We start from the raw sequence: 11,660 nt of genomic DNA, 5'->3' as shown, positions 1-11,660 counted from the left end.
CGCAATGAGACTCAGTTTTCTTGCGCGGCCAGCGGCCCGCCCAAGCGGTGCACCAGGCGCACCGTCAGGCCGCCGCGCGCTTCGGCGCGGATGACCGAGACATTGGTCCATAGCAACGCGGCATCGCTTCGTGGCGGCCAGCGCAACTGCTCCGGCCTGGCGACGCGCTGCTGCCAGACAGTGACAAAATCCGGGCGCCGCAGCAACGACTGCTCCACCCACGGCGCCGGACAGGCATCGGCATGTGCCGGCAGTTGTACCTTGATGCCTTGGCCTTCGCGCCGGATCCAGTTGAGCGCTGCGCTGCCGGGCAACGCCAGTTTCTGGCGCCAGGTTTCGGCGCCGGACGTAAACGTGAGCTGATAAACGCCAGGCGGCAACGGTTCGCCCAGCTCCCGGCTTTCCAGCACGAACTGGCCGTCGGCTTCATAGCTTGGCGTCGCCTCGGCCAGCAGCTGTTCTCCGGACGGCAACTCCAGCGTCACGTGCAGGTCGCGCCGCTCGCTCTTGCCGGTGAGCTGCACGCGGTAGATGCGGTTCAGCGGAATGTCGCGCTGGACCAGGTCCAGGGTCGGACTATCCAGCCAGGCCGGCGTCGCCACCGGCAGATCGTTGCCGCACTGGCGCGCGACCAGCGCCGCCAGCGCTGCCTGCCAGGCCTGGCGCTGGGCATCGCTGTTCAAGCCGGGCCAGAGATTGATCAGCTGCTGCCAGGCCGTGCCAGCCTGCTCCCGGAACAGCGCGTGATATACCGGCTGCAGCGGCGTCTGCGGCAAGGCCGCGTGCGCCGTGCCGAGGCAGCACAGCAGGAGCAGGACCGGGCCGGCGCGCGTCCAGCGGCTGCAAGCGATGCTCATGCGGGCTTCTCCAGGCGATAGCCGACACCGCGCACGGTTTCAATAGGCACGCCGGGCAGTTTCTGGCGCAGCTGCAGGATATGCGTATCGACCGTGCGGGTCGACGGGAAATGTTGATAACCCCAGACCTGGTTGAGCAGCTCATCGCGCGTGAATACGCGGCCGGCCATGCGCACCAGCATCGCCAGCAGCGCGAATTCCGTGTGCGTCAGGCTGACTTCCTGCTGCTGCCACTGCACCGCATGCCGCGCCGGAAACAGCTGCAGCGCGCCGGATTCCATCTGGCCCTCGCCCAGCGGCCGCAACTGGGCGCGGATGCGCGCCAGCAGCTCGACGTGGGCAAATGGCTTGCTGAGGTAGTCGCGCGCCCCGGCTTCCAGGCCGGCCACGCGGTCGGCAACTTCTACCCGGGCGGTCAGGACGATCACCGGCAATGCCTTTTGCGCCAGCCATTGCGGCAAAAAGCGCAGGCTGTCGCCGTCGGCCAGCTGGCGGTCGAGGATTACGAGGTCGGCCTGGCGCCAGGTCGCTGCCACGGCGCTGGTCTCGCTCTGCCACAGGCAGCAGAATCCTTCTTGCTGCAAAAACTGCTGCAAGCCGCTGCCGAGGGCGGGGTCGTCTTCGATCAGCAGGATAGTTGCATTAGCGCTGTAGCTCACACGGTAACTCCAAGGTGAATGTGGTGGGCGGTCCGCTCAGGCGGACTTTTCCTCTGAGGCGGCGCATCACGCGGCGCACGATGGACAGCCCCAGGCCCATGCCGGAACCCGATGCTCCCGCGCCGTGCATGCGCGACCAGCGGTAGCGCTCCAGCACACCGGCATCGCTCACCGTCAGCCGCAGCCAGCCCTTGCGCCAGCTGGCGTTGAGGCGCACCGGCGCCTTGCCGTAATGATGGGCATTGTTGAGGACGTTGTCCAGGCACAGGCTGATCCAGTACAGCGGCAGCAAGATCCGCTGATCCTGCTCCAGGCAGAACTGCAAGCCATGGTGGCGCTCGCTGACTGCTTCCAGCCATTCGCTCAGCAACACCGCGCTCGGCAGCTCCAGCGCATCGCCAGCGCCGGCCTCGGACAGATAATGGCGGCTGGCGTCGGCCAGCTGGCGCATGCGCTGCACGCCATCGGCCAGGCGGCCGAACCCGGCCTGCGCGCTGCCGGGCAAGGCATCGAAATCGTGGCGGAAGCTCTCGACGATATTGCCGAGGTTGGCGATCGGCGTGCGCAACTCGTGGGTCAGCATTTGCAGGATGAATTTCTGGCGCTTGCGGATGCCGCGCCGCTGCCACCATGCGTAGCCCAGCGTCAGCAGCAGCACCAGCGCGGCGCCGGCCAGCAGCCAGCGCCACCAGTTGTCGAGAGCCGATACCGGATTGGCGCAGATATTCCCCAACGGCAGGTCGCAGCGCTGGCCGGCTGCAGTCAGTTCCAGCCCAGCGCGGTGCGCCAGCGGCTGCCACACGGCCGGCGCATAACGCCGCCACACTTGCTGGTGTTGCCACCACAGGGTCTGCTGTTGCAACAGCCAGTGCTGGCCACCGGCAATGGCGTCCAGGTTGTCGTCCGACAGGCGGCCCAGCCCGGCCAGCGCATCGGGACGTTCGCGTACATGCAGAAAGCGCTGCAATGTGGCCGCGGATTCAGGATGGCGTGCCAGATAATGCCAGGCATAGCTACCGCCCAGCGGATGCAGCGGATGGGCGGCAAACCAGCTTTCCGGCAAGATGGTCTTGTCGCATTGGGCTTGCTCGAACTGACGTGCGGAGGCAGGAACCTGGTCCAGCCCGCCGCTGCATTCGCGGCGGAAACGATACAGCGCCGCCAGGGCCGGCAACGCAACGGTATTGAATGCGGGATAGAGCGAAGCGGGCCGGATCAGCGCCTCGTCCAGCTGCTGCAGCTCACTGAGAGCGACTTCCGCCGCGGCAGGAGCGCTTGCCAGTGAAGTGGCAAACTGCTCTAGGGCCGGCGTCGAGGCCGCCGCCGCGAAGGGGGCAATGAGCGCTGCCAGCAATAAAACGGCGTATTGCTGGCAGCGCTCAGTCTTGCTTATGGCGCGATAATTATTTCCGCTCGTCAAACCTTCTCCAACGCCGGATTCTCCGGCACTTAATTATCCGCTTGCTTTACCTTCCCCATCTGCCACAGCAGGAAGCTGTAGATATCGGCGGACAGCGCATAGCGCTGGGTGGCGGTGCTGCCGATGCCGTGGCCGGCCTGCATGTCGAGCCGCAGCAGGATCGGCTTGCCGCTGCTGGTGGCCGCTTGCAGGCGGGCCGCGGTCTTGGCGCTGTGCCAGACATCGACGCGCGGATCGTTCATGCCGTGCACCAGCATGACAGCCGGATAAGCAGTGTTGTCCTTGATGTTATGGTAGGTGCTCATCTCCAGCAAGGCCGGGAATTCCTGCGGATTCTTGGCGCTGCCGAATTCCGAGATGTTGGTGATGCCGTTGGCGCTGTCTTCCGCGCGCACGGTGTCCATGATACCAACATTGAAAATAGCGGCGGCAAACAGCTCAGGTGCGGTAGTCACGGTGCGGCCGACGAAGATGCCGCCGGCGCTGGTGCCCATCACGCCCAGCGTCTTCGGCGTCGCGTAGCCTTCGGCGATCAGATACTTGGCGCAAGCCACGCCATCCTTCCAGGTATTCGGCTTGGTGGCCTTGAAGCCGGCCCGGTACCAGTCGTCGCCGTAGACGCCGCTGCCGCGCACATTGGCATACGCCAGCACGCCGCCGCGTTCGATCCAAGCCATGCTGGCGGGCGAAAAGTAAGCCGTCTGCGAAAAGCCGTAGGCGGCATAGCCGTCCAGCAGGGTCGGATTGCTGCCGTCGCGCTTCAGGCCCTTCTTGTACAGCAAGGTCATCGGCACCATGGCGCCGTCGTAGCTGGGCACCTTGACGTCAACCACTTCCACTTCCGGCAGGCTAGGCATGGGCGGATTGACGCGCAGGCCGGGATCGCTGGAAACCTTGCCCTTCAACAGCAAGGTGCGCGGCAGCTCGGTCCAGCCGTTCAGGGTGTACAGCACATCGCTGTAGGCATGGGCTGGGTCGTTCTGCAGGCTGGCGGCGCCCTTGAACGGCGCCGGGATGCTCTGCCCTTTGGTGTCGCCGGCGGTGTAACGGCGCAGCACGATCGAGGTGCCTTCGCGGATTTCCGCGATCAGGGCGTCGCGCGTCAGAGAAAATTTCTCCAGCACGGCATCGGCCGGCGCGGCGGCGACTTCACGCGCCAGCTTCAACTCGGGATGACGCAGGTCCAGCTTGAGCACGCGGTTGCGCGGCGCGCCGGCGTGGGTCAGCAGGTAAAGATCGTTGCCCTTGAGGTCGACGTCGGTGATCTTGTCGTCAAAGCTGGAGATTTTCTTCCACGCTACCGTCGGCTTGTTCAGATCGGCGACATCGGCGACGAACAGATAGCCCTCAGGTAAAGTAGTGTCGGTGGTGCGCGCAATCATCCAGCGGCTGCCCGGATTGAAAATGATGGCGCCGACATCGAGCCGGGCCAGGCCGAGATCGGTGGTGACGGTGGGGCCGAACACCGGCTTGGCTTGTGCCGCCGTATCGCCGACTTTCAGCCACATGACTTTGCTGTCGAGGTAGGTCTCGGATTCGGCGTCGCCCGCCTTCAACGGCTTGAGTTGGTTGTAGGTGAGCGATTTGCTGTCCGGCAGCCAGCCGATCAAGGCTTCGTGCACGCGCGGAATCGGCTCGCCCACCGTCTTCCCTGTTTCCACATCGAGAATGTACAGCGACGCGTCTTCCGAGCCGCCGGCGGAGACGCCGTAGGCAACATGCTTGCCGTCCCAGGCCGGCACGAAATAATTGATCGCATGCGGCACGCCGGTGCGCTTGGCTTCCAGTTCAGGATCCACCAGCACCCGCTCCGCGCCCTGCAGGCCATCGCGCGTCATCAGCTTGAACTGTTTTTCGCCGCGGCCGCGCTTCAGATAGTAGATATGATCGCCAGCCATGCGCGTGATGCCGCGGATATCGTCGCCGGTGGCGGCCGAAATCTCGGCGATGCGCTGTTCCAGCAAGCTGCGCAGGCCGATGCGGTCGAGTTCCTTGCGGGCGCTGTCGCCCTGCTCTTTCAGCCAGGACTGGACCTTGGGATCTTTGACGTTTTCAAAATAACGGTACGGATCTTTGACCGTGACGCCGTGCAAGACGTCGCTGACGTCCTGCACCGGTGCGGCTGTGACGGCATGGGCGGCGACTGGCGCAGCCAGGACCGCGACGGCGAGCAGCAAGGGGAGCGTGAATGGCCGCTTAATCAATGTAGGCAATGACATGGAATTCCTGCGTGAGTTAGTCGAAATTAGTCAAAATGAAGCTTCTTCTTGTAAAAACCGCCTATTTTTTGCCGGACGGGGTGATGCCCCATTGCGACAACATCCACGCCATCTCGAAGGATCTCTCCTTGATGGCGTCATAACGTCCCGAGGCGCCGCCGTGGCCGGCGCCCATGTTCACTTTCAGCAGCAGGGGGTTGTGATCTGTCTTCAGCGCGCGCAGCTTGGCGGTGTACTTGGCCGGTTCCCAGTACATCACCTGGCTGTCGTTGAGCCCGGTGGTGACCAGCATCGCCGGATAGTCCTTGCGCGCGATATTATCGTAGGGCGAATAGCTGCGCATGTAGTCGTAGGCCGCTTTCTCGTTGGGATTGCCCCACTCCAGGTATTCGCCGGTGGTCAGCGGCAGGCTGGCATCCATCATGGTGTTCATGACGTCGACGAAAGGCACTGCCGCATGCACCGCATGGAACAGGTCCGGCCGCATGTTGGTGACCGCCCCCATCAGCAGGCCGCCGGCGCTGCCGCCCTCGATGATCAGGCGCTGCGGACTGGTCCAGCCCTGCTGGACCAGATATTCGGCGCTGTCGATGAAGTCGTTGAAGGTATTCTTCTTGTTCATCAGCATGCCGTCGTCATGCCAATGCTCACCCATGTCGTTGCCGCCGCGGATATGCGCTTCGGCAAACACCACGCCGCGATCCAGCAGGCTCACGCGGCTATTGGAAAAAGTCGCCTCGGCTGGAATGCCGTAGGAACCGTAGGCGTACAGCAGCAAGGGCGCCGAGCCGTCCAGCTTGACGTCTTTCCTGGCGACGGTCCAGAGCGGCACCTTGACGCCATCGCGCGCGGTGGCCCACAGCCTCTTGGTTTCATACAGCGCTGGATTGTAGCCGGGCACTTCCTGCTGCTTCAGCAATTGCCGCTTGCCGCTCGCCATGTCGACATCGAACACGGTCGGCGGCGTCACCGGCGACTGGTACATCAAGCGATACTGGCTGGAGGTAAACTCCGGCGTGCCGCCCGCATGCGAGGTATACACCGCTTCATCGAACTGCACGGTTTTCCAGCTGCGGCTAGCAAAGTCATAGATGCGCGAGCGTTCCTGGGCATCGGATTTCTCGCTGACCACCAGGAAATCGCGGAACAGCTCAATACCTTCCAGTAAAACGTTGGGATCATGCGCGATCAGCTCTTTCCAGTGCGCCTGGTCAGGTGTTGCCAGCGGCGCCGTCACCAGGCGGAAATTCTTGGCGCCCTTGTTGGTCAAGATGAACAGCTCGCCGTCGCGGTGATCGACATGATAGCGATGGCCGCTTTCGCGTCCCAGCACCGAGCGGAAACTGCCTTGCGGCTGGTCTGCCGCCAGCAGGCTGACTTCGGTGGTGTCGGTGCTTTGCGCTTCGAGTTCGACGAACTTGCGGTCGCTGCTGTTGCCGACGCCGATATTGAATTGCTCGTTGGTTTCGCGATAGACCTCGACCGGCTTGCTGCCCAGCTTAAGGCGCAGCAACAGGTCGGAACGCTTGGTGGTGGCGTCTTCCTGCACCAGGAACAGGGTCTGGCTGTCCGCCGCCCATGCCACGCTGGTGACGCGCTCGACGCTATCGGCCAACAGCTTGCCGCTGCTCAGGTCCTTGACGTGCAGCTGGTACTGGCGGTAGCCGGTGGTATCGGTCGAATAGGCCAGGTAGCGGTGGTCGAGACTGATGGCGAAGCTCTCAACCTGGAAAAATTTCTTGCCTTTGGCCAGCTGGTTTTCATCCAGCAGCACTTCTTCCGGCGCCTCTGCATCATAAGAAAAGTCGGCATCTGTCTTGGCCAGGCGGCGGCAAATGATCGGATACTGCTGGCCGGCTTCGGTGCGGCTGTAGTAGTAGAACTTGCCGCGCCGGGTCGGCACCGAGAGGTCGGTTTCCTTCATGCGGCCCTTCATTTCGCCGTACAGCGTCTTCGCCAGCGGCGCCAGGTCCTTGGTCATGGCCTCGGTATAGGCGTTCTCAGCCTTCAGGTAGGCAATTACCTTGGGATTGGTTTTTTCCCGCAGCCAGTGGTAGTCGTCGGTGACGATTTCGCCATGGCGGCTTTCCTGCCAGGCTTGCTTGGCGGCGACCGGCGGTGTCGGAGAGGATGCGGCGAGAGTAGGAGTAGTGGTCATCAGGGCCAAAATAAAAACGCTCAGGGTATGAGCGCGTTGCTGAAGAAAGAACATAGTGTACAGATCCTTGTGTGGACGGGCAGTGCGCCGGGGTATGCGCGAGCTTTGAAGACCATATGCAACTCTGTTGCATGTTGCTAAGTTACCTGCAATCGGCCGAAAAAACAATATGCGCGGCAACCCAATGCAACAAATCGCGGCGGACGCAGCCAGCCATCCGCTGAGTCGACCGTACCGGCCGGGACAGGTAGAATAGTTTTCCGCCACTCTCTCCGCTTAGCCAGATGACTACTTCGCCGCCAGACCTGGATCTCGTCCGCTCTTTGGAAGAACGCGCCCTGAATGCCTGGCCGGCGCTAAAAACGGCGCTGTGCGGGGGTTGGCAGCTGCGTCTGGCGGACGGGTACACCAAGCGCGCCAACTCGGCCAATCCCTTGCAGCCGAGGGTGGCGTTCGTTGAAACACTGCAGGTGGCCGAAGATTTCTATGGCAGCCACGGCTTGCCGGCGATTTTCCGCATCACGCCGCTGGCGCCTGCGGATGCCGGACCAGTGCTGGAGCAGGCCGGCTATCACATGATTGATCCGACCCAGGTGATGACCGTAACGCTGGCGGCACGTAACTGGTCCGCGAACGAGGTATTGATAGAGACGACTGCGAGCCAGGAGTGGAGTGAGGGATTTGCACAGGCGAACGGCTTGTCGGCGATGGCCCGGCCGGCCCATGAGCGTATTCTCGCGGCGATTGCCATGCCGACCGCGTTCGCCACGCTGACGGTTGCAGGCCGGGCGGTCGCCTATGGCCTGGCGGTGGCTGAGAACGGCATGGTCGGCCTGTTCGATATCGTGGTCGCCCCGGCGGCGCGGCGCAGCGGCGCCGCCACCACGCTGGTGACTGCACTGCTGAACTGGGGCCAGGTACAGGGCGCAAGCAGCGCCTATCTGCAGGTGCATGTCAGTAACCAGGCGGCCGTCGCACTCTATGGCAAGCTCGGGTTTACTGCGCAGTATCAATATCATTACTGGACCAAGCCTTAAGCCATGACGTCTCAAGCAACCCTTGCCGCCGCCATCCTGGCCGAGCGCCGCCGCTGCGGTCAACCGGGCGAGCGCTTGCCTCCGAACTTGCAACCGCAGGATGCCGATGCAGCCCTGGCGATACAGGCAGGCGTGACGCAACAATTGGGTCAAGGCGTCGCCGCCTGGAAATGCGGTTTGCCATCGGAGGGCCGACCGGTGCTGGCGCCTATCTACGCCGCCAGCGTCCACCGCAGCAGCCCTTGCCTGGCATGGGCGCGCGACGGCCAGGTGCGAGTCGAGCCGGAACTGGCTTTTGTCCTCGGCCGCGACCTGCCGGCGCGCGCGGCTCCCTATCAGCCGGCAGAAATCGATGCCGCCATCGCCGCCACGCATCTGGCGCTGGAACTGATAGACAGCCGCTACGGCAATCCCGAGCAAGCGGATTTTTTCGAAAACCTGGCGGACGGCTTGCTCAACCAAGGGCTGTACCTCGGTCCGCAAGTGGATATGGAACAGTCGCGTAACGCCGGCGAACTGGCGATCAGCATCAGCATCGGCACAAGCCCCGGCGCCGGCCAAGAAGAAACCAGGCTGCTGCAAGGCCGACATCCCGCCATCGATCCGCGCGCGCCGCTATATTGGCTGGCCGAATTCCTGCGCAGCCGCGGGCAAGGTCTGCGGGCAGGACAGGCCGTGATCACCGGCTCGTACGCCGGCAGCTTCGATCTGCCGGTCAGGCAGGAAATCGCCATCCAGTACGGCGAACTAGGCCGGCTGCAGCTGTCCTTCGCCGCGCGATGAGCGCTGCCGGCCGCTTCCGGCCGCGTCTGACCTTGCAAACCCTGGGCCGCGGTGACGGCTTGCTGGGCATGCGCCCTTCTGGCCCGTTCGGGCCGCGCGGTCCGAATGTGACCGTGGCGCAAATCAGCTGGACCTATGCCACCGACGACGGCTTCTACTGGGAAACCGCCGCGCCGACCACGCTGCTGAACCGTCGCCCGGCCTCGTCGCAGACCGTTGAAAACGACAAGGGCCAGCGCCTGCTGGTACGCGACCTCGGCGCCGAAGCCGATGCACTCGACCTGGTCTGGGACCTGGGCTTGTATCCGCTGCCAAGCGACACCCTGCAGTGGCGCAACGAGCAGGCGGAGCAAGCGGCCGCTACACGGCTGGCTTCGCTGTGGACGCTGGTGCAGGAAGATTTCTTCGGCGATTTCTGGGCCGAACAACTGCCTGAGCTGCAAGCCAAAGGCTGGTCTATCGTGGTGCTGCCCGGCTTTGCTCACGAGAGCGTGCCGGTCGACGCCTGGCATCTCACGCTCAGCCCCGCCACCGGTGAAATCCTGAGCAAGGAAGTCGCGACCCGCATGCGCGGCCGCGAGCAGGGTGTCACGGCCCTAGGCCTGCCGGCCGGCGAAGGTTCCTGGCTACTGACCCTGGGCATCGAGATCGACGGCGAAATGGTTGACCTGGCGCCGCTGCTGGCGCATCTGCTGCAACGCGACGGCCGCTGGCTGGACGCCGCCAAAATGGCCCTAATCGACGACCACGCCCTGATCACGCTGCGCGCACCTGGAGGCAAACGGATAGATGCGCTGGCGGCGCCGCTCAAGGCGATCGTCGGCAGCATGCTGGAATTGCTGAGCGATCCGCTGCGCAAGGAGGGCCCGCTGCCGCTCTCATCCTGGGATGCCTACCGGCTGGAGGCCATGCGTCAGAGCCTGCTCGACAGCCAGGTGCAACGCGCCGGCGTCCACGGTGGCTGGCAGCTGCAGGGCGACGCCGGCCTGCGCGCGCTGGCGCAGCGACTGCGCGGCGCCGGCACGCCGCAGCCGGTGGCAGCGCCGGCGGGACTGGGCGTCACCCTGCGGCCCTACCAGCTACATGGCGTCGCCTGGCTGCAATACCTGCGCGAACAACATCTGGCCGGCATCCTGGCCGACGACATGGGACTGGGAAAGACTGCGCAGGCGCTGGCCCATCTGCTGATCGAAAAGCAGGCGGGCCGGCTCGACCTGCCCGCGCTGGCAGTGCTGCCGACATCGCTGATTTTCAACTGGCAGGCAGAAGCGCGGCGCATGGCGCCCGGTTTGCGCGTGCTGGCCTTGCAAGGGCCGGAACGCCAGCGCGATTTTGCCCGTATGGCCGAGCACGATCTGGTGCTCACCACTTATCCGCTGCTGTGGCGCGACCGCGCGGCGCTGGAAGCGCAAGCCTTCCATCTGCTGATCCTGGACGAAGCGCAAACCGTCAAGAACGCTACCGCCCGCAGCGCAGGCGCCGTACGCCGCCTGCGTGCGCGGCACCGCCTGTGCATCACCGGCACGCCGCTGGAAAATCACTTGGGCGAGTTGTGGACCCAGTTCGATTTCCTGATGCCCGGTTTCCTCGGCGACATGCGCAGCTTCACGCGCCTGTGGCGCAAGCCGATTGAAATCGGCGGCCAGACCTTGCGCGCACAATTGCTGGCGCAGCGGGTCAGGCCCTTCATCCTGCGTAGGCGCAAGGATGAAGTCGCGAGCGAACTGCCGCCGCTCAGCGAAACCATCAAGCGCGTGCAATTGCAGGGACAGCAGCGCGATCTCTACGAAAGTGTGCGCGTGGCGGCCGACGAGCAGATACGCGGCGTGCTCAAGCGCAAGGGCTTTGCCGGCGGCCAGATCACCATCCTCGATGCGCTGCTCAAGCTGCGCCAGGTGTGCTGCGACCCCTTCCTGTTGAAACACATGCAGCACGAACCGGGCATGGAGCGCGCCAAGCTGGAGCTGCTGCGCGACATGCTGCCGGCGCTGGTGGCGGAAGGCCGCCGCATCCTGGTATTTTCGCAATTCACCGAAATGCTGGACCTGATCGCGCTCGAACTCGCACAGCTGCAACTGCCGTGGCTGGCCTTGACCGGCAAAACACCGCCGGCGCAGCGCGGTGCCCTGGTCGCAGAATTCCAGAGCAAGACCGTGCCGCTGCTGCTGATCAGCCTGAAAGCCGGCGGCGTCGGCCTCAACCTGACTGCGGCCGATACCGTGATCCACATGGATCCGTGGTGGAATCCGGCGGTGCAGGAACAAGCCACGGCGCGCGCCCACCGCATCAGCCAGGAGCAGACGGTATTTGTCTACAAGATCGTGGTGGAAGGCAGCATCGAAGAGCGCATCATCGATCTGCAGGCGCGCAAAAGCGCCCTGGCGGAAGGCGTGCTGGGCAGCGATACCGCGCTTGAAACCAAGTTCAGCAGCGAAGACCTACAGCTGTTGCTGGCGCCGCTGACCTGAAAGCCGACGTGCATACAGCAACTCGTTAATTAGGGTCAGAGTCAAATAAATAACAATAA

At 64.0% G+C, this 11,660-nt stretch carries 8 protein-coding genes; 3 read left to right on the top strand and 5 right to left on the bottom strand.

What is annotated here, in order from left to right:
- Window positions 1-11: 11 nt before the first annotated feature.
- The 5 genes from CPter91_RS00950 to CPter91_RS00930 all read right to left on the bottom strand — a co-directional run bounded on the left by CPter91_RS00950 (window position 12) and on the right by CPter91_RS00930 (window position 7,313).
- Complete coding sequence (locus CPter91_RS00950; protein WP_082792510.1) at window positions 12-857, bottom strand: DUF2861 family protein; 846 nt, start codon at window positions 855-857, stop codon at window positions 12-14.
- Window positions 854-1,516, bottom strand: a complete 663-nt coding sequence (locus CPter91_RS00945; protein WP_061935765.1) for a response regulator transcription factor — start codon at window positions 1,514-1,516, stop codon at window positions 854-856. The genes CPter91_RS00950 and CPter91_RS00945 overlap by 4 nt, the downstream gene beginning before the upstream one ends.
- Window positions 1,500-2,936, bottom strand: coding sequence for an ATP-binding protein (locus tag CPter91_RS00940; RefSeq protein WP_082792509.1), 1,437 nt, complete (start codon window positions 2,934-2,936; stop codon window positions 1,500-1,502). Before CPter91_RS00940 ends, CPter91_RS00945 begins: the two co-directional genes overlap by 17 nt.
- A gap of 29 nt (window positions 2,937-2,965) precedes the next feature.
- Window positions 2,966-5,155: a prolyl oligopeptidase family serine peptidase gene (locus tag CPter91_RS00935; RefSeq protein ID WP_082792507.1), complete on the bottom strand. Its 2,190-nt coding sequence runs from the start codon at window positions 5,153-5,155 to the stop codon at window positions 2,966-2,968.
- Window positions 5,156-5,216: 61 nt separating this feature from the next.
- A complete protein-coding gene (locus CPter91_RS00930) occupies window positions 5,217-7,313 on the bottom strand; it encodes a S9 family peptidase (protein ID WP_061945691.1) in 2,097 nt (698 codons plus the stop codon).
- A gap of 284 nt (window positions 7,314-7,597) precedes the next feature.
- Between CPter91_RS00930 and CPter91_RS00925 the strand changes: the two genes are divergently transcribed.
- From CPter91_RS00925 to CPter91_RS00915, 3 genes are read left to right on the top strand one after another with little or no spacing between them, the layout of a single operon-like run.
- Window positions 7,598-8,350 carry a GNAT family N-acetyltransferase gene (locus tag CPter91_RS00925; RefSeq protein ID WP_061935759.1) on the top strand — a complete coding sequence of 251 codons (753 nt, stop codon included), beginning with the start codon at window positions 7,598-7,600 and terminating at the stop codon, window positions 8,348-8,350.
- Window positions 8,351-8,353: 3 nt separating this feature from the next.
- Entirely contained in the window at window positions 8,354-9,133 is a 780-nt protein-coding gene (locus CPter91_RS00920; protein ID WP_061935757.1) for a 2-keto-4-pentenoate hydratase, read from the top strand.
- A complete protein-coding gene (locus CPter91_RS00915) occupies window positions 9,130-11,601 on the top strand; it encodes a DEAD/DEAH box helicase (RefSeq protein WP_061935755.1) in 2,472 nt (823 codons plus the stop codon). The genes CPter91_RS00920 and CPter91_RS00915 overlap by 4 nt, the downstream gene beginning before the upstream one ends.
- Window positions 11,602-11,660 lie beyond the last annotated feature (59 nt).

The organism is Collimonas pratensis (assembly GCF_001584185.1).
Lineage (GTDB): Bacteria > Pseudomonadota > Gammaproteobacteria > Burkholderiales > Burkholderiaceae_D > Collimonas > Collimonas pratensis.
The sequence above is the reverse complement of the archived record's forward strand: the minus strand, read 5'-3'. Positions and strand labels throughout refer to the sequence as shown.

Bases quoted from the DNA above. Each gene is read 5' to 3' on its own strand.
- CPter91_RS00930 (WP_061945691.1), bottom strand. From the start codon at position 7,313: ATGACCACTACTCCTACTCTCGCCGCATCCTCTCCGACACCGCCGGTC.
- CPter91_RS00920 (WP_061935757.1), top strand. From the start codon at position 8,354: ATGACGTCTCAAGCAACCCTTGCCGCCGCCATCCTGGCCGAGCGCCGC.
- CPter91_RS00935 (WP_082792507.1), bottom strand. From the start codon at position 5,155: ATGTCATTGCCTACATTGATTAAGCGGCCATTCACGCTCCCCTTGCTG.
- CPter91_RS00950 (WP_082792510.1), bottom strand. From the start codon at position 857: ATGAGCATCGCTTGCAGCCGCTGGACGCGCGCCGGCCCGGTCCTGCTC.
- CPter91_RS00915 (WP_061935755.1), top strand. From the start codon at position 9,130: ATGAGCGCTGCCGGCCGCTTCCGGCCGCGTCTGACCTTGCAAACCCTG.
- CPter91_RS00925 (WP_061935759.1), top strand. From the start codon at position 7,598: ATGACTACTTCGCCGCCAGACCTGGATCTCGTCCGCTCTTTGGAAGAA.